Genomic DNA, 25,173 nt, shown 5'->3' with positions numbered 1-25,173 from the left:
CCTCCGTTGGTTTCAACAGCGGCGACGATCATTGAGGACAGTTTCAACCATGAGGTTGTCCTCAATGCGTGTCGACCACTCGTCTCTGGCCGTTCTTCATTCCATGAAGGTTCGCCAAGCTTGTTCGGTCTACCAGTAGTGTCGATCTTACCGACTTTCACACTTAAACCGATTGTATCTATCCTGCTGATTCGGTCAATGGGGATTATTGCGTCCCGAGTTACCGTTGTTTGTTAAGCTTCTTAAAGTGTCTTAGAGAGGGTAAATGCTGTATTTCGCCTAAGTTTCCTTCGGCGAAACCACTTACCGATGGGGGGCAATTCAGGCCGTGAGCAGTCCGGTCGACTACTGAAATTCTCGAAAAACTGCTCCCCACACATGGACCGATTCCCAGTCCACGCACCGGAAGTCGTTGCAGCTCGGAGTTTCAGTAATCGCACAGAATCGAGCCACTTGCTTACAGCGAGTTCGACAGTGTCGACGTGATCGGCGTTGCGAACATCCGAATGTTGATACGCGGTTTTCCAGCGTTTTTGCGAGAGAGAAAGCTTCTCGCAAGTTCAGGAGGCCATCAAAACGGCTCAGCTGTGTTTTGGGACACTATGGCTTAGCTGTATTTGGGAACATTGGGCTCGCTGACTTCTTCCAGAAGGCGATGGATGATGGTATCGGAATCGTATCCTTCAGCCTGAGCCTGGAAGTTCGGCGAGATTCGGTGCCGAAGAACGGGAATCGCGACTCGACGAACGTCTTCGAACGAAATCGTGGGACGTCCATCCATCGCTGCGACCGCACGGGCCCCATGAATCAGGTATTGTCCAGCTCTCGGACCGGCTCCCCAATCAATCAACTCGCGGACGAAACTCGGGGAACTGGAATCGTGCGGACGGGTCGCTCGAACGAGTCTTGCGACATAAGTAACAATAATGGGAGCGATTTCGATCTGATTAATCTGTCGCTGCAGATACTGGATTGACTTTGCGGAGAGCACCTTGCGAACTTCGGCCTTTTCCCCGCGCGTTGTCATTGTGAGGATTTGCTCTTCCTCTTCAACGTTTGGGTAATCGACCTTGATGTTGAACATGAAGCGGTCGAGTTGGGCTTCGGGAAGGGGATAGGTTCCCTCTTGCTCGATCGGGTTCTGAGTCGCGATGACGAAGAATGGGTCCGGCAGATCGTAGGTCTGCTGACCCGCTGTAACTTCTCGTTCCTGCATCGCCTGCAAAAGAGCCGCTTGCGTTTTCGGCGGCGTTCGGTTGATTTCGTCCGCCAGGAGAATGTTGGTAAAAACCGGACCCTGAACGAATCGAAAGTTTCTCTGCCCGGTTTCCGACTCTTCCAGAACGTTTGTCCCGGTGATGTCGGAAGGCATTAAGTCGGGGGTGAACTGGATTCGGCGGAATTCGACATCCAGAATTCGGGCAATCGTGCTGACGACCAACGTTTTCGCCAGTCCGGGAACCCCCACGAGCAAACAGTGTCCACCGGTGAAAATTGCCGACAGGATTTGCTCGATGACGGCATCCTGCCCCACGATGACCTTGTGGAGTTCGTCCACCATCAGGTCATGGTGTTTTTTGAACTTCTCAAGAAACTCGTCGAAATCACGCTTCTCGGTCGCCAAGGGATTCCTCACTGAGCCGGGATTGTTCGGTGGATGAATTGGAACGCGAAAGCGACTCATTCCGCGAGCCGCATCGGGTCCCCATGCTAGCGGGATCGAACCGATTTGGCGACAACTGCCGGATGCTCATACCCGTCTTTTCTGAGGGGAAATAAACTCGTAAGGCGAGTTTCATGTGGTCAGAGCCGTATTCGACGTTGTTCAGCCATATTCAATGAGGTTCAATTGAGCCGCAGAAGACCGCTTGTCGCAGAGAAGTCTTCACTTCCGTCACACAAATTTCGCCTGAGGATCGGTGACGGCGGACGAAACTCAGGGAATTCACAGGGCAGGGCAGTGGGGTTCTCCGGTCGTTGAGGACCAGAAAAACGCAGTCTGCGGATAATCGATACGTCTCGCACGAGTTGCAGATGGGGAAAAATCCACACAAGCAACATAATCGGTACAGTTTCCCAAATCTCTGATCCGATAAGAGCATCAGGTCTATTCCTCACTGCGCCGTCGAATTCATCAGAGATTCGATGTCGTGTAGTGATGAATGACGTTGAGGGAATAAAGGTCTATTCCTGGCTCGTCGGCCGGCTCACTCGAGCACGCCGATGGTCGGCCAACCTGTCAAGGACGTACTGATGCGGATTCAGCCCTGGATAAAGGCGGTTGCCAGCGCACTCATGCTGGCTACTGTTCAAACTGAGACATCAGGCCAATCGCCCGTTCCACCGGGACCGGCACCCCCGCCGGGAGCCTATGTCGCCCCGGGGCCTGGGGGAGGGCCCATGATGCCCCAATACCCACCACACCTGGCAACGGACCCTACAGCGATCTATCCACAGAACGCTCCCCAAGGGTACCAACCGTGGCCAGCGATTAGCCCATTCTACCCGCCGAATGTTGGCATGGATCAACATGTCAGCCAGGACGGGTTGTGGTTCCGGAATATCTTCTACCGTCAACGGAAGTATTTCGGCTCCGTCGAACTGATGTCTGTTCAGTTCCGCGATGCAGGCGATGCCCTCATCGGCTCGCCGTTTGCCCCACTGGCAAACTTCGATACCCAACGCCCAATCGGGGTTCCGATCGACACGATCTACGAATACCCGAGCGTTCCGAACCTCAGCCCGGATGTCGAAGGTTTCTTCGCAGTGAGTCGAAGAATCTTCCTCGCACCGGCTCTGGATACGAATGCCAACGTGTTCAATGGACAGATTAACGGATATTTCTATCCTCCCCGCAACAGCGGAGACATTGATAGTCCGACAAGCACGCTCGGAACTCAGATTCGCTGGGGATACGAGAACGAAGACGGCACCGGCCTGATGGCAAATGGCTGGTGGGCGTTTGAAGACACAGGCTCATTCAAGAAAGGGGCAACCCACATCAATGGGGTGCCTGTGAGCCAGGACCTGACACTCATTCTGGATGGTCAGAACCTCCTCATTCACGGTGTCGTTCCCCTTTATAACGGAGAGCCTGTCTTCCCGGACTTTGGTCTCGGAACATCAGCCAAGTTTGACGTTCTCTTCGAAGTGGAACAGAAAACCGAAGCAGGGGGTACCAATCTGAGCCTTTACACTCAGCCGGTTTACAATCGCGGCGGAGTGAAGATTCGCCCGATGATTGGGGCTCGGTACACCTACCTGAAAGAGCAGTTCCGCTTCCACGGAATCGACAGTGGGTTTACCTACACGCTCGATGAGGAAACCTATCGACCAGAAACGAACAGCATCGTCCGCCTCTACGATCAGTATGATGCCCGACTCGATAATGGAGTCACCAGTCATATTGCCGGTCCGGAAGCTGGTTTCCGAATCGACCTCGGAGATGACGACGCAAGCTTCAAAGCCTGGGCGGAGACAATTCTCGGTGTGAACGCGAATCATGAATCGATCGATATGTCAGGGAACAATATCGGTGATCCACTCTACGATGCACGTTTCGTGAACATTCTCGATCCGCGAATGCTCAACCCGGCGAACCAGTCTGAGTTCAGCGACGAAAAGTCATCCACACATGTCTCACCATTCTTCCAGCAATCGGTGATGGCAGAGTTCGCAGCCTTCCGAAGCCTGCCGCTCATCAGGAACATTTCTGCCCTGGAGCACAGTTCTTTCCGGTTCGGTTACACATTCACCTGGATCGGAGCCGTGGCCCGACCAGCCGATTCGATCGAGTGGAGAGGATTCCCGCTCTATCCAAAAATCGATACCGATCGCGAAGAGTGGTACATGCATCAGCTGAATTTTGGTCTTGATTGCAGCTTCTAAAGACCTTATGAACTGACAATCACAAATCGGGAAGGCGGGAAGCATACAGCTTTCCGCCTTTTCGCTTTTCCCTGAAAGCTTGGTACATAAGGAAACTCTGAAACCATGGGATGCAGAGTTCTATTACTGATGGCGTTGGTTGTTTCGTTGGGATGCGGACAGGCAGAGCAGGGGGGAGAAGCACCCGCGCCTGCATCACTTCCACGCGTTGAGCTGGGAACTCAGGAATGGTCAACTCCACTGACCTCCGGAGAACTTTCTGCTTTTACGACCATCGTCGAGAATCTTCCTGACCGATCGGTTCCGGATTTTTCGTCGAGCTCCGTCGATTTTCGAGGGGCAGAGGATTTCAACTCCGACGAACTCATCAAATTCATCCGAGACGAATACCGAAGTGCTCTGGATATGAAGGCCCTGGGAGAAACCTGGTGCGAAAATCCGGAACTTGCCCGACGATTCGAGCAAATGGGCGTGGATCCTGAACTCTTCGCTGCTCTGGCGACCCGCATCAGTCTTGCGTGGGCGGCTTCTTCCATTCGTCATGAGATTCCCGTTCTCGCGACCGAACGAAAGCTCGGAGAACGGCTCGCTCATCTAAAACGGCGCCATGATCACCCGGAAGCCGAAATGACGGAAAATGAGAAGCGATTGTTGATGGAAGAGATCGAACAAACAGTGGCGATGTCGGAATTCTTGCTGCTTCTCAAAACAGTGCCCGCAGAGAGCATTGACCAGGTTCGAGCTTTGTCACCGAAACTCAAAGACTTTTTGCCCGATTCCAATGCGTCCGCACAGTTCGAGAACGTCATTGAGAGTTCTCCTGAAGTGATGCGTGTCGGTCATACGACCGAGTGAGAGCGACCACCGGGAAGGGATCGGGGACTGCTGTGCATTTGTCACTGGCGGTCGGCTTCGATATCGTCTGTGCGAGGTTTCATACAGACTCCTTGCGTTCCTCGAGTCATAATTCTTCGAGAAAATGTCGCGAAGTCCGACTTCTGAACGCAGTCACATCTTGTTGACGATCGCGATCAAAATACAACTGAAGAAGGCTCGTCAATTGCGTGCCAGTCTTCTTCAATTCAACCCGAATTGATAATAAGCAAAATACGACGACTGGGAGACGGAAAATGGCAGAAAAGGTTGTGATTATCGGTTCAGGTCCCGCTGGATGGACAGCCGCAATTTACGCAGCGAGAGCGAGTCTGGAGCCATTGTGCATCGAAGGGGAGATGACCCAGGAGAATTGGGACCTCGGACGTCCTCCGCTCGGTCAACTTGCGATCACCACGGAAGTCGAGAACTTCCCCGGCTTCCCTTCTGGAAATCTCGAAAGCTACCTCGACGACGCCATCGCTGACGATCGACGACGCATCATGGGCCCACACCAGAAAGAAGGGGTGAGCGGCCCGGAACTGATGGAATTGATGCGACAGCAGGCGATCAATTTCGGAACGCGAACAATGATGGAAGATGTCGTCGACGTCGACTTCTCCCAACGTCCGTTCATTCTGAAGACGTCGAACGGAGAGACCATCGAAGCGCAGTCGGTGATCGTCGCGACAGGCGCTCGAGCGAATTACTTAGGTCTCGATTCTGAAAAGAAATTTAAGAATGCAGGGGTCTCAGCCTGTGCTGTCTGCGATGGAGCCCTTCCTAGATTTCGTGATCAACCTCTCGTTGTTGTTGGGGGAGGAGATAGCGCGATGGAAGAGTCTGACTATCTCTCTAAATTTGGTTCGAAAGTTTATATTGTCCATCGTCGTGAAGAGTTTCGCGCGAGCAAAGTGATGGCCGAACGGGCACTAAAAAACCCGAAGATTGAAGTTAAGTGGAACTCGGTGATTGACGAAGTTCTCGGCGATGACGAAAAGGGAGTCACCGGTGTTCGCATCCGAAGCACCGAAGACGATGCGAAAACAGAAGATATTCCAGCTTCTGGCTATTTTGCTGCGATCGGACATACACCGAACACGGAGTTCCTGAAAGGCCATCTCGAGATGAACGAGAAGGGCTACTTGAAGTGGAGTGTTCCTTTCCGAACGAATACAAGCGTGGAAGGGGTCTTCGCTGCTGGCGATGTGGCTGACGATTATTATCGACAGGCGATCACCGCCGCCGGCACAGGCTGTATGGCTGCACTCGATGCAGAACGCTATCTAAGCCTTCTGGAAAGTTAATCCGTCGGTTGATAGTCATCACTGTCTGTTGACGGCTTTTTAAATCGTCCTTCCTTCCGGTTTTGTTAGTTTAATACATCCCATGAAAATTCCTGCCGAGTTAAGCTCCATTCAGGAACTCGTCTTTGCGACTGAATTGGCACAAGCGGGTGGGGATGTGCTACTGCGGCATCGGAAAGAAGGGACGGTGATTCGAGAGAAGGCGCGAAACGATCTCGTATCCGAGGCAGATCTCGAGTCCGAACGCGTCATCAAGCAGGCAATCGCGAATCGGTACCCCGATCACGTAATTCTGGCGGAAGAGTCAGAGAACGGTCTCGACAGCTATTCTGAAGCTGACCATCTTTGGATCATCGATCCGCTCGACGGAACGACCAACTTCGCGCATGGAATCCCTCATTTCGCAGTCTCAATCGCTTATTATCAGCGAGGTGTTGCGAAATGCGGAGTCGTTTGGAATCCAGCCCGGGAAGAGCTTTTCTGCGCGGTTGCGGGCGAGGGGGCCTGGTTTCAGGGCGAGCAAATGCACGTCGGAACGCAAACGCGGATGACTGACGTGTTGATTGCCGTCGGATTCTATTACGACCGCGGTGCGATGATGCGTCGCACTTTGCGCACGATTGAAGGTCTTTTCGCAGAGCAAATTCGCGGGATTCGACGATTCGGGACAGCTTCTCTTGATCTGTGCGGGGTCGCCAGTGGCGTCTACGGAGGGTTTGTCGAGTATCAGCTCGCTCCCTGGGATTTCGCGGCCGGGCGTTTGATCGTCGAAGAGGCAGGCGGAAAGGTCACAACCTCAGCAGGTGACGATTTGCCCATCTCCGTAACGAGTGTGCTCGCCACAAATTCGGTGCTGCACCCTGCCATGCTCGACGTAATCGCAGCTTCAGAGCTGCCGAACGCCGAAGACTAACTTCGAATCGATACGCTCATTTTGAGGACGGCGACTTCGCCGAAGTGTCAACCGGGGTTTACCAGAACACCACGGGAGAGATACACTCTGTGACCTGAATACTTGGAAACGGAGTCCCGAGGTCATGTGGTACGATTTGGTCGTTTTGGCCATCCTTATCTTCTTTACGATTCGCGGTGCCGCGAGGGGTATGGTCTGGCAACTGGCCGGGATCGCTGGCATCCTGTTGTGCTTCATCTTTGCTGATGGAATTTCAGCAGTTGCGGGGCCGTATGTGCATCTCGATCCACCTCTCAACAATTGGGTCGTCTTGTTCGGGGCGTACATCGTTTTCACGTTCGTCGCGTATCTGCTGGCCGGGCGAATTTCAGACTTTCTTGAGAAGGTCAAACTCCGGGAATTTGATCGTCATCTGGGAGCACTTTTCGGCTTCATCAAAGGAGTCGTGCTGTGTCTCATTCTGACATTCATGGTCGTGACTGTTTCTGAAGATGCACGCGCAGCGCTTTTGCAGTCGAGAAGTGGATACGCCGCTGCGAAGATTGTCGACACGCTTCATCCGTTTCTTCCCATTCTTCCAGACAACTTGCGACTCGCACTCGAAGACTACATTCATTTGCTTGACCATCCGGATTTCGATCTGGATCACAGTCATGAACCTGGCGATCACGGAACGCATTCTCATGACGATTCCGGTTCGTCGAATGTGGTCGATTCCGGAACAGTGAATCTCGGCGATGATCAGGTGCTTCCCGGAACTCCGTCTCCTGACGCGAGCAGCCAGTTGTGGAAAACTCTCAGCGGGCTGATCAGCGATCAAACGAGACAAGCGTTGAGTGAGGCCATCGATCGCGAACAGAGTCCGGACTCGCAGTCATCGTTAATCGCTGGAGTGTCCAAAGTTCTCGAGTCCGCATCGCCTGAAAATCGAAAGTTGATCGAACAACACTTTCAACAATTGGGCAATCAGGGATCGGAATATTTGCTGTCGTATCTCGGGCAACAGCTGAACGTGGATGTCACTCCGAGTGCGCCTCCGAGCAATCCTGAACAGACTCAAGCCACAATCAAGGAGCTTTCGCGCAGAATCTCTCAGGCGTACACATCGGTGCCAGCTCAGCAGGTTGCTTACGAGCAGCAGATCGTCGGGTTTCTGGGATCGTTGCCTGAAGCTGTGCAGCTGGGAGTGTTGGCGGATTGGAATGCGGATATCTGGTCACTCGAAGATCCGGACTCGACAACGAATGCACAGAGCACGCTTGACCAACGAATCATTCGACAGCTGCAAGTCGCTGGAGTTTCGATCAATCAATTGGAGCCAGCGATGCAGCAGCGACTGAGAGCGGCCGGGGCTGGTCAGCCTGGATCGTTTCGGTAGTGGGAGTCGTTAACAGCTTCGGAGATCGCGAATTCGGAGATCACGAGAGTCATCAGCTGTGAAGATTGGACCAGCACATTGTTCAGCTTAATGCCTCCGAGTGATCTTTGAATCACGAGCATCTCTCGATGAGATGATGATCTCAACCGAGAGTGAAGGGCCCGGGAGTCTTCTGACTCCCCCGAAAAAAGAACATACCCCAACGTCCGATAATGTCCGTTATGTTCGATTCGGGTATGGAAAAGACCGTCTGAGACGGTTTTTCGTGTTCCTCTGCGAATCACAGCGGAACATCATCGATGCCCAGGAATGCGGAGTCTCTGTGCTTCAGTGGTCGTGTGCTCAAAGGTCAAAGCGAGTCGGTGCGAATCGTTCTACAGGCTTCTCGAAGCCGAGCACTTTGCTGGTTCACTTCGTGAGATGAGATGATTGGGTCTCCTCACGGAAAGAGTTCGCGTTAAGTCGTCAGTGAGCAGATCTCGACTTCGTTAATGCTCGAATCCGAGTTCTTATCTCGCTCAAATGTCGAGCGTATAACAGCCTCGAATCAGTGACGTGAAGCGAGTGGTCGTCATTGAATTCTGACTCCCCTGCCCGAGACCATTCTTCTTTCTTGCGCGCTGCATCGCATGGCGCAAGAACACGCGTGACCTGATCACACTCTGAGGGACTTAGAAGTCCTCTCGAGCTTTGCTGTCGAACTGTTCAATCTTCGTCGCGAATGAAATCTTGAAGCCAAATGACAAGATCTTCGACAGTGTGAGCGTTTGCGAAGTTCACCTCGATCACCTCGTCATGGAACCTATGGTCGTCGGCGACCGTCCTGATGACGAAGTGTTGAAAATTGACCTCAGTGGGATCGATGTGCAGATCGGTTTCGAAATTGTCAGTCGGGCGAATCTTGGAGACGGGGACATCAAAGAATTGCGCGATCGCCTCACGCACGACCTTCATGAGTTCAGGGTCGACGTCTGCTTCGGACCGAAATTCGGCTTCGAAGAAGTCTGGTCTCTCGAGAAGGTGCTGTTGTGTTCGACGGGAATCTCTGCGAAAGCGAATGAGGTCGCGGAGTCCGAGAATCAGGGTTGCGACAAAAGCCGTCGCAGATGTCATCAGGGCCATTAAGATTCGTTCGCCGGGACCAGCGTCTTGAGCAAAGAGGCTTCCGAGGCCCCCGCAAAGGAGGGCCACGAATGCGACGACCAGCGCCATGATCATCAGCGAATACATAGCCCGGTCTGCTTTCGCTTTAAGTGCTGTTGAAGGGTATGTCTCAGTTAAGCTTGCCCAACAGCGATTGTCTCTTCGAAGACGCCGATCTTGCGGAACTTTTCGTACCGTCGATCGAGCAGTTGGTCTTTCGGGATTTCACTGAGATCCTTCAATGCTGACGTCAGCGAGGCATGCAGGTTGGTCGCCATCTGTCGATGGTTTCGATGTGCTCCTCCGATTGGCTCGCTGATGATTTCGTCAACGACACCGAGTTCGAGGAGGTCTTTCGATGTGAACCGAAGAGCATGAGCGGCTTTGTCTGCGTGTTTCGCGTGTTTCCAGAGAATGCCCGCACAGCCTTCCGGGCTGATGACAGAGTAGTAAGCGAACTGCAAGACAGCCACGTGATCGCCGATGCCGATTCCGAGTGCTCCGCCACTTCCTCCTTCTCCGATGACGACGCAGACAATCGGCGTATCGATGCGGGCCATTTCTCGCAGATTGAGAGCGATTTGATAGGCCTGTCCTCGCTCTTCTGCGCCAACTCCGGGATAAGCTCCGGCGGTGTCGATCAGGCAAACGACCGGCAGATTGAACTTGGCAGCCATCTGTATTTTGGAGAGGGCTTTTCGATAGCCTTCCGGGTGAGCCATTCCGTAATTGTGTTCCAGACGCTCGCGAAGATTTCGCCCCTTTTGCTGAGCGACCAGCATGACCTTTCGGTCACCGAGTTTGGCAAACCCGGTGAGGATTGCTCGATCGTCTCCGTAGGCTTTGTCTCCGTGCAATTCCACGAATTCATCGAAGACGAGTTCGATGTAGTCCATCGCTTTGGGACGTGCATCGTGCCGGGCGACCTGAACAATCTCCCACGGATTGAGCTTCTCGTAGACTTCCCGCTTCAGTTTGTTGAGTTCGGTCCGAATGCGGCGAATCGATTCGCGAGTCACAGCTGTTGGGTCTGGCTGTTTCTCCAGATCCGAGAGTTGCTTTTCGAGTTCGAGGATCGGACGTTCAAACGGAAGTGGAAGCGGTGCGGACATCGTGACAGTTCAGAATATGGGGAGCGTTGTTATTCCAGTGATTCTCTGCACGCGATCTTCAGGGTCGAGAGGCTACGAAAATGCCGACTTCGACACCTGACGGATGGTGCAGCAACGCTCGCATCATAATTCTGCAAGGCTTCGAGGGAAACAACAGAACCACTTTTCGTGCTGACTACTCGATTTGTAAGTCATCGAAGTTTGCGAGTGGGATGTCTTCCGGTGCTTTTTTGGGCGGTTCGTTCTTGGTTTCTGTGGCCTTTGGGGCGGACGGTTTTGGAGCGGAAGTGGGCTGCGGTGCACTCGGTTGAGGGACACTGGGCTGCGGCATTTGCTGTCCCGGCATTTGCTGTCCCGGCATTTGCTGTCCCGGCATTTGCTGTCCCGGCATTTGCTGTCCCGGCATTTGCTGTCCCGGCATTGGCTGTCCCGGCATTGGCTGACCCGGCATTGGCTGACCCGGCATTGGCTGACCCGGCATTGGCTGACCCGGCATTGGCTGACCCGGCATTGGCTGACCCGGCATTTGCTGACCCGGCATTTGCTGTCCCGGCATTGGCTGACCCGGCATTGGCTGTCCCGGCATTGGCTGCCCTGGCATCATTCCGGGATATTGCGGCATCATTCCAGGATACTGAGGCATTTGGCCCGGCATCGCTCCCGGGAACATTCCTGGCATCATCGGCTGTCCCGGCATTTGTCCCCACGGTGCTCCGGGCTGTTGTTGTGGCGCCGCAGGTTGTTGTTCGGGTTTGGGTTGTGGCTTCGTCTCTTTCGCGAGGATCGGTTTCGGTTTGGGCTTTGGTGCCGGTTTTCGTTCGCCATCCTTGCTGCGATCACGTTCCGCGTCGCGACGGCTGTTGAGTCGATCTTCCTGAGCTTGTGCGTCCCCTGCGGCTAACGCATCGGCCCGTTCTTTGGCGACTTTGACGGGATCTTCCTTGAAAAACTTGAGGTTGCGCACTTCGGCGTAAACCTCCTGCATATTGGCGTGCCGATCTTTCGGCTTCTTACCCAGCATCCTCATGACGAGATTGTCGGCCTCCTGAGTGATATTGTCGTCGAGCTCAGACGGACGAGCGGGTTTGTCTCTCACGTGCATCATAAGAAGGTCGTTCGGGTTCGCCGTTCGAAATGGGGGATTTCCGATCAGAGTTTCGTAAAGCAGAATCCCGAGACTGTAGATATCGACCGAAGGCGTGATCGCTTCCCGACGCACCAGTTCCGGGGCGATATACGTTCGAGTTCCTTGGATCGACACCCTGCTTTTCTTGGTCATTGCCCGCAGAATGACGTTGGATGGTCGACTCGCGAGGGAGAAGTCGATGAGCCGAACCTCCCCTCCTTTGCTCATGAGAACGTTGTCCGGTTTGATATCGCGATGAATCCAACCCTTCTCGTGAAAGTACCCCAAGGCTTGAGCGAGGGCTTCCATCAAGCTTTTTACACGTGCTTTCGCTTGTGGCAGGTCATTTCGAATCAGTCCTTTGAGGTTTCCTGATCGAAAATATTCCATCGTGTAGTAGCTGAGTTTCTTCGTAAGTTTGACATCGAAAATCGAGATGATATTCGGATGCTGCATGGACTTTCCGACGGAGGCTTCGTGTTTCAAAGCCTGTCGATGGGCGGGATCTTTCAATGCTTCATCGAGCATCAGCTTCATCGCCAGAGGTTGGGAACTGCCAGCACGTTTGACTTCCCAAATCTGCGTCACACCACCAGTCGCAACACAATTGACTAATTCGAAGTCGTCGATTTTGTCTTGATCGGCCACTAACTACCTCGTTCCAATCGAAATTTCATGGGTCGCCACTGTTGCACTGAAGGACAGATTTTCAGAAGAGAAGCGACGTGATGGGCGAACTGTCTCGTCAAGCGTTGTGTCTTGAATCGACATTTGACTTTCGGACAGTCGATGGGTTTTGTGTTTTGATTCCGCTTTGATGTCTCTCAATTAAGTTTACGCCATTCTGACACAAGCCTGAAGAACGATTTTGAGAGTTTGAGGTCAAAAGAGTTCGTGGATTTCACGTTTTCCGAAATCAACCAGCGGGAACGGTCGTCCAGCAGGTCCGGGAAGATGCGTTTCCAGATCGAATCCAAGGCTGTGAAAGACAGTTGCGACAAGATGCCCCGGATCGACCGGTCGGTCCGCCGGAACTCCGCCAATGGGATCACTCGCCCCGACAACCTGTCCTCCCTGAACGCCGCCCCCAGCGAAATATGAGGTGAAGCACTGTGGCCAGTGGTCGCGGCCTCCCGCCGGGTTGACGCGGGGAGTACGACCGAATTCGGCGATATTGCAGACCATTGTGTCATCCAGCAGCCCGCGATCATGAAGATCTTCGATAAGGGCTGAGTACGCCTGATCGTACATCGGGCAGACGATGTCTTTCATGCCTTCGATTGACGTGAACGGTTTCGATCCGTGAATGTCCCACGTCACTTCATTAAAGACGGTGAGAAAGGTGTTGATCGTGATGAACCGGACCCCTGCTTCGACGAGACGTCGCGACAGAAGACAGCACTGACCGAAGCGATTCATTCCGTAGCGATCGCGGACCGATTGTGGTTCTTTGGAGAGGTCGAACGCATCTCGGGCTTGGGAACTTGTCATCATCCGGAACGCACTGTGAAAATTGCTGTTGAGCAGTTGGGCACTCTCGGTCGCTTCGAAGTTTTGGACAGCTGAGTCGACGATTTCTCGCATCGATCGTCGTCTTTCGAGTCGAACTGGTCCAATTTCGGAAGGCGGAAGCAAGTCGGGAACCTTGAAATTTTTCTCTGAGGGGTCCGCATTCAAGGCGAACGGGTCATGAGCTTTTCCGAGGAAGCCCCCTGCCTGGCCATTGGGGAGATTTCCTCCGCCTCGTCCCATGAGTTCGGGAAGCACAACAAAAGGAGGAAGGTCGGTTTTGCGTCCACGAAGATAACTCACCACTGCCCCGGCGTGCGGGGTGTTGACGCCTCCGCTGAAAAGTCGGCCCGTCTGCATCATCTGCCATCCCGCATCATGAACAGCTGCCCCGGTGTGGTGACAGGAGCGGACCAGCGAGAATTTGTCGGCAATTTTTGCGTGTTGAGGCAAAATCTCGGAAATCTGAATTCCGTCGGCGGAAGTTGAAATTGGCTTGAATGGCCCGCGGATTTCGGAGGCCGCTTCGGGTTTCATGTCAAAGAGGTCAATATGGCTCGGTGCGCCGAGATTGAAGATCATGATGCATGACTTGTTGTCGTGCTCCGGTTTGACCATCCCCTGCTCTTTGGCCTGAAGATATTGCGGAAGTGACAAACCAATCGCTCCCAGCGCGCCCACCTGCATGAAGTCACGTCTGGTCACACCATCGCAAGTCTGTGTCTTTCCACGGCCTTCGAGTTTGAACATCTGCGGGAGTTCCTCTGCGAAAATGGGGCGATGAGGTTGAGCGAATCAAGTTTTATGCAATACGTCACAAGTGGACGCTTTGTTCAATTGTACATCAACCGAGTGAAACAGGAAAACGATCGATCTAACAATACTAATGTGTATGTCGAGAGGAATGCGAATGGAAGTGAGGAATCCTCTCGCGAAACTGGCATTCGGGCACGGTGTCAAGTTGATCGCGCTGGCGCAAAGGAGTGGAACGAGGCATTCTGGGAAGTCAGGAAACAGCTTGCAGAGGGAATGTCTTCTCAAATTCTCAGAAGATTTCCTGAAGATCGAGGCTGGCAGTCGCATCTCTTCAGCGTCGGAGCGGTCTTGACCTGACAGTCATTGCTCCCATATCTTCGCGGTCCCTTCGAATTTCCTCGAATTCCACACATTTCGATCAAGTTGCGATCCCCTTCCCGGCTCTCTCAAAGCAAACTCACGGGAATTTGATCGTCGCACTATCCTCCTCATTCTCATCTCACCCCCAATCAAGCGCCTGTTTGTCTTGAGGACAATTCCTTGAGCCTGCGAGCGGAACGGTGTTGTCATGCAAGTTCGACGTCCCTCAACGTCCAGCCCCGAACGCCAACACGTTGACGCAACGACTGAAGCGTCTGACAGTCGACGGTCGTTTCTCAAGCTGTGCGCTTCGTCTCTGATTTTCGGGTCGACGCTTTCCGGCTGCCACGAACTGAACATCAAGCGGTGGTTTGATGATGAAGAAGCGATGCGGCTGAATGTTCAGGAAGCGATTCGCGGTGAAGATGGGCATTCCAAGCTGATTGGCGATTACATCAAGATCGCTGATTCCACACTGGGATATATCAAGGTGCAAGGAGTCGGATTGGTAACCCGTTTGGACGGGACCGGTGAAGATCCGCCGATTTCTCCACTTCGTACCCGGTTGCTTGATGACATTCGTAGAGAAGAGATCGATGATCCGAACTCCCTGCTCCGCTCATCTGAGACGAGTCTCGTCGTTGTGACGGCGTACATTCCCCCAATCGCTCGAAAGGGAGACCGGCTCGATGTCGAAATCACCATTCCGGATGGAAGTGAGACGGTTAGCCTCAAAGGTGGCTGGCTGATGCCCTGCCGTTTGAGCGAGCATGCATTGCTGGAAGGACAAGTACATAAGGGCAACGAAGTCGTCTACGCGACCGGACCGATCCTCATCGACGGGTTGTTCGAGGATTCCACCGGTTCGAGTGTCGCCTCGCGAAAAGGTGTCATTCCAAGCGGAGCGGTTTATTCCGGACCGGACCGAATTCTGACAGTGGCGATTCGCAGCGATTACCGTCGCGTTCGTATGTCAACGCACCTGGCGAGCCGCATCGGGCAGAGATTCCATGATTACGACAAACACGGAATTCGCCGCCCATTGGCAACTGCGAAAAGCAACGCTCATCTTGAACTGATCGTTCAGGAGCGCTATCGAAACAACTATCCAAGATTTCTACAGTGTGTGCGACACATTACTTTGACGGAGTCCCCTGTCGAGAAGCACTTGCGAATGCAGGATCTGGGAGAACGGATCATGTTTGGTCCGACGTCCGAACAGGCTGCTTTGCAATTGGAAGCAGAAGGAAGTGAAGGCGTCCCTGCTCTGAAGCGAGCATTGAACTCTCCGTCTCCCGAAGCACGTTTCCGAGCGGCAGAAGCTCTCGCCTATCTTGGGAAACCTGAGTGTGCGACTGAACTCAAAGAAGCGGCTCGGAACGAACCCGCATTCCGAATCTTCGCTCTCGCAGCACTCGCTTGTTTGCAGACGGGTGAAACGATTTCGGCACTTGAAGAGTTGATGCACGAAGAAAGCCTCGAAACTCGCTACGGTGCGTTTCGTTCACTCTCGACACTGGCTCCAGATGATCCGATCGTTCAGGGAATTCCAATGGACGGAGAGTTCCGAATGCATCTCATCGATTCCACTGCAACGCCATTTGTGCATTTGACTCGCCGCAAGAAGCCGGAAGTTGTTCTCTTCGGTGCGGAGCAGGAATTCCAGCTTCCAATGACGATTCGAGCCGGTTCACGAATTCTGATTCGTGGCAATACGCTGGACAACTCAGTCGATGTCAAACGTGTCGCTGCCGGTGAGGAAGACAAAACGTTGACCGTTTCGGCACGCATCGCCGAAGTCGTCAAAGCTGCGACCGATCTCGGGGCGAGTTATCCGGACATCGTGCAGATGCTCGTCGAAGCAAAGAATCAGAGTAACCTTCCTGGCAAGATTGCGATTGATGAGATGCCGAAACCGGGTCGAGTGTATCATCGCGTTCCGGAAGACTTCGCAAACGCGGAGAACGCCAACGGATCGACCTCGTCATCACCAGCGACAATCGGAAGTGATGGGCTGATGCCGAATCTCTTCACCGAACAAAGCAACAAGACGATCGTCACCGAAGCTCCGGAAGTCTCCGATCCCAAGGAGGCAGGTATGGAACCGAACGGAATTATCGTCGAATAGTCTTCTCGAAGAGAGTGTTTATTAAATCGCTCTTAAGACACGAACCTTCGGGGATTTAAGACTCCCCTCCCCTAACTGCTTTTAAGTTTCTGTGGAATGCTCAAGTCGTTAGAACTCTTTGGATTCAAGAGTTTCGCGGATCGAACCCTGTTCGAATTCTCGAAAGGGATCACTTGCGTCGTTGGGCCCAACGGAAGCGGGAAGAGCAATGTTGTCGATGCACTGAAGTGGATTCTTGGTGATCAGAGCGCCAAGAGTCTGCGCGGGAAGGAAATGTCCGATGTGATCTTTAATGGATCATCCGGACGCCGTTCCAGCGGATTCGCAGAAGCCACACTGACTTTCGACAATTCCACCGGCCTTCTTCCCGTCGATACCCGGGAAGTTCAGATCGGTCGACGGCTTTATCAAAGCGGCGATTCCGAGTATCTACTCAATCAAGCTGCTGTTCGATTGAAAGACATTCGTGATGTCTTCATGGGCACCGGAGCCGGGACTGCTGCGTACAGCATCATCGAACAGGGACGCGTCGATCAGATTCTGCAGGCAAATCCGACGACTCGACGTGTCGTGTTCGAAGAAGCGGCCGGGATCAGCAAATTCAAGTCGAGGAGAATTGACGCGGAACGCCGACTGGAGCGTGTCGCTCAGAACTTGCTTCGACTGACGGACATTGTCGACGAAGTGGAGTCGCAACTGAATTCGACTCGCTCGCAGGCCAGCAAGGCTGTTCGATATCGCGAACTTAACGAAGAACTCAAGGCGCTTTGGACCGGACTTGCTGCCGATGACTTTCGATTGATCTCTTCCAAAATCGGTTCGGAACAAAACCGGCTCGACGAATTGGAATCCGAGCTTCAGGAGTGTCGTGACTCTTTTCACGAACTTGAACAACAGAAGTCATCTATCGAGACCGCAATTTCTGATTGCGACAGCCAACTGATTCAGCATGAACGACGGATTGCCACGTACCGTGAAGAAATCACTCGTTCACGATCTGTGATTGATCATCAGACATCCCGTCTTACCGAAATTGCCGCCGAGCTGAAAAAGCTCCGGAAGCGGTTCACACTGTCTTTGTTGCGAGCTCAATCAATCGAGAACGAACATCGCGCGACAGTTCTTCGCGTTGATCAGTTCGAAAATCAGTTCGTGCAAGAAAAAGAAGCGCTCGTTCAGCGGGAAGCACTTCTCGAACAACTCTCGGGAACGCAAAAAACAGCCCGCCAGAGAATCAGCGAAATTCAGAATGCCCTGACGCAATTTGATTCCCGACGAACAAACAATCTGGAGAAACTTGCCGGCTTCGATGCTCAGAAGAAGGAGGTTTCCAAGTCTCAGGATCAGCTTCGCAAGCGTCAAGAACAGGCCGACGCGGGAGTTGAATCGTCGACACGTCGTAAGGAAGTCCTTGAACAGGAACTTCACGAAGCTGAGGAGGCGTTGCAATCTCAACGAGACAATGTAGCCAGTGTTCAACAGGAACGCGAAAACTTTGTTCAGCAGCGACAGCTCACGGAAGAGACACTTCTCGAACTACGTCAATGCGTCAGTGCTGACCGCGCACGGTTTAGTGTGTTGGAAGAACTGGAACAACGGCAGGCGGGCATTGCAATCGGTGTTCAGGAGATCCTCGATCGAGCGGTCGCAGCCCATTACCCTCCCTGGAATCAGGTGCTGGGAGTCGTGCGTGATCTTCTGGAAGTTCCGCTGGAACTCGGCCCAATCATCGATGCCGCGCTGGGAGAACGTTCGCAGTGGATCGCAGTTTCTAACCTCGCTCCGATGCTCGATTATCTGAAGCGTGGGGCTGTGCCGATTGACGGACGAATCGGTTTCGTTGCTGTTCAAAGCCCCGATCGAGTCATTGGTTCTCCACTCGACGATGAGTCAGTAGTCGAACTCACCGGAGAAGAAGGAGTTTATGGACGGGCGGATCGACTGGTTGCTGCTCACGCTCGAACACCTGGGCTGGCAGAAGCATTGCTTTCAAAAACATGGATTGTGGAGTCTCTGGCTGATGCGCAGCGACTGGCTGAGACGACGCCATCGGATCTCCGATTCGTCACACTGCAGGGTGAGATTCTCACTCCACAGAATGAACTTCTGGTCGGACAAATTCCTCACGAATCGTCGATCGTGTCCAGAAAGAGCGAACTGCGGGAACTGAGAAGCGGAATCCTGCAAAGTGAACGACGCATTGAGGATCTGACCGAACGAAAGCGATTGCTCGAAGTTGCCATTCAGGAAAAGCACGCTGGACTAGTCAGCGCTCGCTCGCAACTCGAACGGTTCTCTTCGCATGTGGCTGAAGCAGCGACGAAGCTGGAAAGCGAGAAGCAAGAACTCGATCGTCGACAGAAAGCAGCAGATGAAATTCGCTCGACGATCGAATCGCTCGGGGAACGTCTGATTCAGATTGAAGGCGAAAGTCACGAGTTGCAACGAGACTCGGATGAGTGCACTCAGGAGATCGAAGCGTCGCAGTCGGAAATTCAGTCAATTAAGAATCAGCTCGCCGAACAGGAGGAAGAGTTTCAGAAAGCCAAAAAGGAACTCGAAACCTATCAACTTCGGTTGGCGAAAGCAGAAGAACGCCGTTCCAGCTTGATCAGTGAACGAGATCGTGCCGAACGAGATTTGAATCAAGTCCGTGTTGCCGTCGTCGAGTTCGCGGAACAAGTCCGGGAACTGGAAACCGCGCAGTCGCGTGGGGAGTTCACGATCCTTCAGGCAGAAACGACGATCGCTTCTCAAACGTTGATCCTAGAGACCATCGTCGCCGAGACTCGCGAGGACTTTTCCCGAAGAAACCAACTTCGAGTTCAACGCAAAGAACTTCAGGAGACAGAAGAGTCGGCGCATCGCCGTCGACGAAACCTCGAAGATCAACAACATCAAGTCGAATTTTCTTTGCAACAACTTCAGCACCAGTTGACAGCGACTGCGGACCGGATGGTCGAAGAATTCCATGTTCCACTGTCTGAACTGGTCTCAGGTGGTGCTTCGGCTTACAAGATCTATCTGACAGAGCAATACGGTGAAGCTGTCGCTGACGCGATTATTCGAGAGAAGACTTCTGAGAACGAAGAGGATTTCGACGCTGTGGACGATTCGTTGACGGAAGGCGAGGACGCTGATTCGACCACCGAACTGACAGATGAACTGACAGATGAACTGACAGGCGATGTCGAACTCACCGAAGAGGCTGTCGACGGTGAAACCGGCGAAGCTGAGGCTGATCAATCGGAAGTCGAAGACGAGTTGATCATGCCGGATTCGATTCCGTCTTATGAAGAAGTCCGCGATGAACTGGAGTCACGCGTTGATCGATTGCGTCGCAAAGCCAAGATGATGGGCCATGTGAATCCTGATGCTCTTGAAAGTCTGGAATCACTGGAAACGCGTTATCAAACTCTCAGCCACCAATTGAAAGATCTGCAGCAGGCAAAATCGGTGCTGGAGGAGATCATTCGGAAAATCAACAAGGAGAGCCAACGCATCTTCCTTGAGACATTCGAGAACATCCGCGTGCACTTTCAGGAACTCTTCCGCAAACTCTTCGGTGGAGGGGATGCGGACATCATTCTCGAAGATCCGGATGATGTGCTGGAATGCGGAATCGACATCGTCGCCCGACCTCCCGGAAAAGAACTTCGCTCGATTACTCTTCTGAGTGGGGGAGAAAAAACGATGACTGCAGTCGGGTTGCTGTTTGCAATGTTCAAGAGTAAACCGAGTCCGTATTGCATTCTCGACGAAGTTGATGCGGCATTGGATGATGCGAATGTGGACCGCTATGTTGCTGTGGTCAAAGAGTTTGTCTCAACGACCCAATTTGTGATCATCACACACCGCAAACGAACAATGACCGCAGCCGATATTCTCTATGGGGTCACAATGGAACAAGCGGGAATTTCGAAGCGAATCTCTGTGAACTTCGAAGACGTCAACGACAACGGGGAAATCAACGTCGCTGCTTAGGGCATTTTTCGTGGTGTCACTGGTCGCGCCGACAATCATTGTTCGGAGTGACGCTGGGAATCGGTTGACGTCCCCTGCCCTCCTTCTTCCATGAGCGGCATTAATATCGTTTGATGAGACATCCGACCTCGCTGCCTGCGGGTTGCAAGTTCTCGTGAATCTCTCAACAATCTCAAGCTCGTAGAAAGCGAATCCGCAGATCTGTGTGCGGTTTCTGATCCGGGAAGAATCCTGTCTCAACGGGACACATTGCGAGACCTCAAAGCGTGCTTTGACTGCCAGAAATTTCCAGTTGGGAGACGAAAAGAGTCAAACCGGCATCGATGTGTCTTCCGAATGGCTGAATCGATTCTTTCTTCCTGTTCGATCAGTGTCACACAGTTTTCAAATGAAATCTTAGAACCAGATTGAGAATGTGATCCTATGGCCGCCAATCCTGAAGTTCTCCTGAGCGCCTTTGCAGATGAAGCCGCAAATCGGAAAACGGCAATCGAACAGATGTCGTCACTCGCTGCATTGGGGCTGAAGTTTTACAGCCCGCGATTCGTCGACGTGGCGGGGACCGGGACCGTTAAGCATGTTGTTGAGTTGGACGACGAAGAACTGAAACAGCTTGCGGCCATTCACGAAGAGTATGGAATGTCAGTCGCCAGCATTGGTTCTCGAATCGGGAAGGTCAAACTGGTCGATCAGGAAGATGGCTCGCACAATAAGTTCGTCCCGTTTGATGAATACATGGCTGGCGAAGTCGCTCAGACAGTCCGTGCTGCTGTGGCTCTCGACGCAAAACTCATCCGCGGATTTTCTTTCTATCAACCGAAAGGCGAAGATCCCGGACGTTACTTCGATCAGGCTGTAGAACGTGTCGGTCAGATTGCTGACGAGTTTGCCAAGCACGGCATCGTTTATGGATTGGAAGTGGAAGCCAATCTGATCGGTCAGAATGGACGCCTTCTTGCGGAACTGGCGACGAAGATCAATCGCGACAATCTTGTTGTGATCTTCGACGGCGGAAATCTTTCCTCTCAGAATATGTCGCCCGTCCAGTGCTTCGAAGAGTATGAAGCCATGCGACCACATATCGGCTGGATCCATATTAAAGACTACGCCATTGACTCGTCGCTTGAGTGGAAGGGCTATGTCGATGAAGAGCGGCTGAAGAACTTTGTCCCCTCGAACATTGGTGACTCAGGCCATGAAATGATTCTTCGCGACTTCCGTGAACACATCCCTGCCCTCGATGAGCGAATGAGACGACTCGGTGGCCCGGGAGTTTTTCTGGAACTCGAACCGCATTTGAAAGGAGGAGGACAGTTCGGAGGATTCAGTGGTCCTGACGGAATGGGAGTGGCTGTCCGCGCCCTTTGCTCTTTGCTCGATTACGTCAACATCGACTATCGATTGCGAACCATGCAGGACATTCGCGAGCTTCGCGGATTCTAATAGCGGGAGAATTCTTCTCGGAAAATTAGGTCCGGTGGCTTTAGATCGCGATGACCTTTGTGTCTGTTGGGGAATCTATAAAAGCCGCCACCACTGATGAGCGCGCAAAATAAAGCGAGCCAGATTCGATATGATCTGGCTCGCTTTTTCATTACTCGCGTTTCAGGTTTGCGGGGAAACCGTCAAAACGGATTAGTTTTCAATGGGTGGTCGCTGACGGTTTCGTCCTTGACCTTGTCCCTGTCCATCTCCGCCACGTTGAGGTCGACCTTGTCCACGTCCTTCGCCTCGATTTCCGCCACGACCTCGGAACATTGCTCGTCGATCCAGCTCAAAAGCGTCCCCTTTCATGGCTGCAAAGGTTTCTTTTTGAGCGTCGGTCAAAACAGCTTCGAGCTTTTCGTCGGTCTCTTTCGTCAACGCTTCAATTTTCGTTCGGACTTCCGCGAATCCATCTCGTCCGCCTGAACGGGCAGCTTCCATGAGTTCTTGTGTCGAGTCTTCCATCGAACTGACGATTGAGTCAATCTTCCCGGTCTGATCTTCGGAGAGTCCGAGTTTGGCAGCGACTTCTTTTTCTTGCAGTGCTCGTGGACCTTTCACCTGCAGTGCGATCTGCTGGAGTCGTGAGTTCTGTTCGTCGCTGAGCAGTTTCGCCAATTCCGCGTCCGCATCCTTGGTCACAGATTCCCGAGCTTCGCGGGCTTTCTCCATCGCAGCTTCACGTTCTTCACGGGACATTTCCCGGAAGTTACCGAAGTCCGCCATCATTTCGCGGGATTCATCACGCACCTTATCCTGAAGATCGCGGACGGCGGCCAAAGTGTCTCCCTCGAGTCCAATCTCTTCCTGGACTTGTTCAATCCCGGCCAGAGTCAACAGGTTGATATCTTCGTTTCCACCGCGTCCGGCGCCACCTCGACCCCCACCGCCGCGTCCGGGACCACCGCCGGGTGGCTGAGCTTCAAGGGTTGGTGTGAATACGACAAGCATCGCCAAAACAGCGACTGAAAGAACTGAACGCATCATCGGAACGGTCTCCACTGAAAGTGAGTAGGAATTGAGAGGTGAAATGGTTGAAGAGTTTCTGAGTATGTTCACGGTGCTAAGCAAGTTCACAATGCCAAGCATGTTCACGGTGACTGGTCACCGGAACGACTTTGAAAACGGACGAGCGCGAACAGTAACGTCACGGTTCGGTATTCTTGATGGTGTCGCGATCGTCGCTGCACTCATCCCGTACAAAATTCAACCCCGGTCGTTCGAGCGAAGTTCCGGTGGAGTTTGCTGTAATCCGAAAATTTGCGAACGCAGCAGGGACTGATGTTGCTGCTCATGCTGCTGTTGGTGACAAGCGCAGACCTTCTAATGTACGACCACCCTCTCCGAAGATCGCCGACTTACGCAATTTGGGTTTTACCGTATTATTCAGATCGATTCTCTGGCCTCGCCGGAACTCACTTCATTGGATGAATCAGGACTTGCCTGTGGAAACCGTTGAAAACCAGAGACGAAAATTGAAAACCAGAAATGAAGATTTTTAAACGCGAACCAGTTTCGTCACTCGGCCAGTTACGACCCACTCTGCACAGTAGATGTTTCCGTCCGCATCGAAACAGGCGTCATGGGGATGAATGAACTTTCCATCTTCCCATTGGTCGGGAGTACGACGCATTGCGAAGCCGTCACCGAGAACACGTTCCCGCCACGCTTCGTCATCACCAAGTTGCGCCAGAACCTGATTGTTCTTGTCGAGTAGAGTGATTCGAGCATGGAGATCCGGGATCAGCATGATCTCGCCCTGAATGTCGATATCCGCTGGGAACAGAAAACCGTCGAGAGTCTGGACATGATTTCCGTCGAGGTCGAACCATTGCAGCCGCTTGTTGGCACGGTCCGCGACGACAAGCTTGGGAGTTCCGTCTCGTTCATCGAGCCACTGCCCGTGAGGAGTTTGAAACTGGCCAGCGTTCGTTCCGGGACCACCGATCACACGCACAAACTTGTCGTTCTGATCGTATTCGAACAGATAGTTGCTGCCGTAACCGTCGCCAAGATAGTACCCGCCATCAGGACGGAAACTCGTATTGGTCGGTCGATATTTCACACCGTCGCCGAGGACGCCGCTGTCTTTATGGAGTTCCTTACGACCACGTTTCCAGACGACTTCGCCGTCGAGAGTCATCTTTGTGTACCACAGCGAACTCTCGCTGGGAGAAAGGTAGATGAACTCTTCATTGCCTTCCTGGCGAATGTCGATGCCGTGCCCTTTCCCGGTATTCTTGACCACATGTTCTTCACCCATCGCCTTGATGAAATTCCCATCGTCGTCGAACACGAAGAGTGATCCGGGAGTTCCCTGGTGAGTGATGTAAATCCGCCCTTGTGAATCGACTGCGGTCCCGTGTGAGGCGCCTCCGTACTGATGATTCGCAGGCAGGCTCTCGTTGCCCCAGTAGTGATGGCATTCGTAAGTGTGTTCTCCCGATCCAACAACTGGGAGTTTGCGACCAGCTTTGTCTGAGGCATTCAGGAACCTCGGAGCCCCGGCGAAGGCGGTGGCTGTCGCGACAGTGGCTTTCATAAAGTCGCGGCGTGAGTGCGTCTCTTTCATCGAATGCAATTCCGCTAGATAGGTCGGTTGATCAACAGGGACTGATCTGAAGAATAGCGGTTTCGCTGCCGTTCTCGCAAACCATGAGAGGACTTCGACAGATCAGCCGAAAGAGTCATGATGCCTCGGGACATCGATCGGGAGTGGCGTTTCAAGTGTCGAGCAGATCAGTTGAAAGGTTTGCACTGACACGAACTCACTTCTTGGCACTTCTGCACACCAACGACAAAAGGAAGTCCCGAAAAAAATCAGCTTCAACATCGACGAAGCGCTTCGTCAGTGCGTTCGGAAAAACACCAGCGTGAGCGGATTTCGATCCCCCGGATCTTCAGCGAGATTGGTGACACGATGATACGATCAGGCGATCGTTCGTTGCGTTCAGCGATCAGCTTGCGAGAAAGAGTAGTCACCCGAGATTGGCCCGGCGGGAAGGATGAATCGAAGTGTTGCTCGGCGAAGAAGATCGATTCATGGTTTCCAGGATCTCTTCAATCACGGTTCGATTGAGAACGAATCCGGAGCAAGTGTCTCCTGAGGCTCAGTTCGTTTCCGAACGAGTTGGTGGCTGTTCGCAACAAGAGGATCAGCCACGGCGGGTGACTCAGAAGAAGGCGACCTATTTGGTGAGGTCAGTTGGTC

Annotated in this window: 15 protein-coding genes and 1 pseudogene; 8 read left to right on the top strand and 8 right to left on the bottom strand. The window is 52.9% G+C overall.

Annotation, left to right across the window (positions count from 1 at the left end; genetic code table 11):
- Window positions 1-607: 607 nt before the first annotated feature.
- On the bottom strand, window positions 608-1,624 hold the full coding sequence (locus KOR42_RS14560) for an AAA family ATPase (RefSeq protein WP_197441198.1): 1,017 nt from the start codon (window positions 1,622-1,624) through the stop codon (window positions 608-610).
- Between the two features lie 629 nt (window positions 1,625-2,253).
- Here KOR42_RS14560 and KOR42_RS14555 point away from each other — a divergent pair.
- The 5 genes from KOR42_RS14555 to KOR42_RS14535 all read left to right on the top strand — a co-directional run bounded on the left by KOR42_RS14555 (window position 2,254) and on the right by KOR42_RS14535 (window position 8,359).
- A complete protein-coding gene (locus KOR42_RS14555) occupies window positions 2,254-3,888 on the top strand; it encodes a hypothetical protein (RefSeq protein ID WP_146510567.1) in 1,635 nt (544 codons plus the stop codon).
- Window positions 3,889-3,993: 105 nt separating this feature from the next.
- Window positions 3,994-4,743 carry a hypothetical protein gene (locus tag KOR42_RS14550; protein ID WP_146510566.1) on the top strand — a complete coding sequence of 250 codons (750 nt, stop codon included), beginning with the start codon at window positions 3,994-3,996 and terminating at the stop codon, window positions 4,741-4,743.
- A 275-nt stretch (window positions 4,744-5,018) separates the two neighbouring features.
- Entirely contained in the window at window positions 5,019-6,068 is a 1,050-nt protein-coding gene (locus tag KOR42_RS14545) for an NAD(P)/FAD-dependent oxidoreductase (protein WP_146510565.1), read from the top strand.
- Window positions 6,069-6,150: 82 nt separating this feature from the next.
- On the top strand, window positions 6,151-6,981 hold the full coding sequence (locus KOR42_RS14540) for an inositol monophosphatase family protein (RefSeq protein ID WP_146510564.1): 831 nt from the start codon (window positions 6,151-6,153) through the stop codon (window positions 6,979-6,981).
- 124 nt (window positions 6,982-7,105) lie between these two features.
- Window positions 7,106-8,359 (top strand): CvpA family protein, encoded by a 1,254-nt coding sequence (locus tag KOR42_RS14535; protein ID WP_146510563.1) that lies wholly within the window; start codon window positions 7,106-7,108, stop codon window positions 8,357-8,359.
- A 705-nt stretch (window positions 8,360-9,064) separates the two neighbouring features.
- Here the strand turns inward: KOR42_RS14535 and KOR42_RS14530 are convergent.
- The 5 genes and pseudogenes from KOR42_RS14530 to KOR42_RS14515 all read right to left on the bottom strand — a co-directional run bounded on the left by KOR42_RS14530 (window position 9,065) and on the right by KOR42_RS14515 (window position 13,999).
- A complete protein-coding gene (locus KOR42_RS14530; RefSeq protein WP_146510562.1) occupies window positions 9,065-9,589 on the bottom strand; it encodes a hypothetical protein in 525 nt (174 codons plus the stop codon).
- A 47-nt stretch (window positions 9,590-9,636) separates the two neighbouring features.
- Window positions 9,637-10,614 carry an acetyl-CoA carboxylase carboxyltransferase subunit alpha gene (locus KOR42_RS14525; RefSeq protein WP_146510561.1) on the bottom strand — a complete coding sequence of 326 codons (978 nt, stop codon included), beginning with the start codon at window positions 10,612-10,614 and terminating at the stop codon, window positions 9,637-9,639.
- A gap of 191 nt (window positions 10,615-10,805) precedes the next feature.
- Window positions 10,806-11,321 carry a hypothetical protein gene (locus KOR42_RS27870; protein ID WP_390620886.1) on the bottom strand — a complete coding sequence of 172 codons (516 nt, stop codon included), beginning with the start codon at window positions 11,319-11,321 and terminating at the stop codon, window positions 10,806-10,808.
- 290 nt (window positions 11,322-11,611) lie between these two features.
- Window positions 11,612-12,388: pseudogene (locus KOR42_RS27865) on the bottom strand (serine/threonine protein kinase); the annotation flags it as partial.
- A 234-nt stretch (window positions 12,389-12,622) separates the two neighbouring features.
- Window positions 12,623-13,999, bottom strand: a complete 1,377-nt coding sequence (locus tag KOR42_RS14515) for a DUF1501 domain-containing protein (RefSeq protein WP_146510559.1) — start codon at window positions 13,997-13,999, stop codon at window positions 12,623-12,625.
- 574 nt (window positions 14,000-14,573) lie between these two features.
- On the opposite strand from KOR42_RS14515, the gene KOR42_RS14510 reads away from it, so the two are divergent.
- From KOR42_RS14510 to KOR42_RS14500, 3 genes are all read left to right on the top strand, one after another.
- Window positions 14,574-16,493, top strand: a complete 1,920-nt coding sequence (locus tag KOR42_RS14510; RefSeq protein WP_146510558.1) for a flagellar basal body P-ring protein FlgI — start codon at window positions 14,574-14,576, stop codon at window positions 16,491-16,493.
- A gap of 96 nt (window positions 16,494-16,589) precedes the next feature.
- Window positions 16,590-20,477 (top strand): chromosome segregation protein SMC, encoded by a 3,888-nt coding sequence (smc, locus tag KOR42_RS14505; RefSeq protein WP_146510557.1) that lies wholly within the window; start codon window positions 16,590-16,592, stop codon window positions 20,475-20,477.
- Between the two features lie 423 nt (window positions 20,478-20,900).
- Window positions 20,901-21,920 (top strand): sugar phosphate isomerase/epimerase family protein, encoded by a 1,020-nt coding sequence (locus KOR42_RS14500; RefSeq protein ID WP_146510556.1) that lies wholly within the window; start codon window positions 20,901-20,903, stop codon window positions 21,918-21,920.
- 192 nt (window positions 21,921-22,112) lie between these two features.
- Here KOR42_RS14500 and KOR42_RS14495 read toward each other — a convergent pair whose 3' ends face one another.
- Window positions 22,113-22,949 carry a hypothetical protein gene (locus KOR42_RS14495; protein WP_146510555.1) on the bottom strand — a complete coding sequence of 279 codons (837 nt, stop codon included), beginning with the start codon at window positions 22,947-22,949 and terminating at the stop codon, window positions 22,113-22,115.
- Window positions 22,950-23,460: 511 nt separating this feature from the next.
- Window positions 23,461-24,534: an NHL repeat-containing protein gene (locus KOR42_RS14490; protein ID WP_146510554.1), complete on the bottom strand. Its 1,074-nt coding sequence runs from the start codon at window positions 24,532-24,534 to the stop codon at window positions 23,461-23,463.
- Window positions 24,535-25,173: the final 639 nt, after the last annotated feature.

Source organism: Thalassoglobus neptunius (assembly GCF_007859735.1).
Taxonomy (GTDB): Bacteria; Planctomycetota; Planctomycetia; order Planctomycetales; family Planctomycetaceae; genus Thalassoglobus; species Thalassoglobus neptunius.
This window is presented reverse-complemented; position numbering and strand designations above follow the sequence as displayed.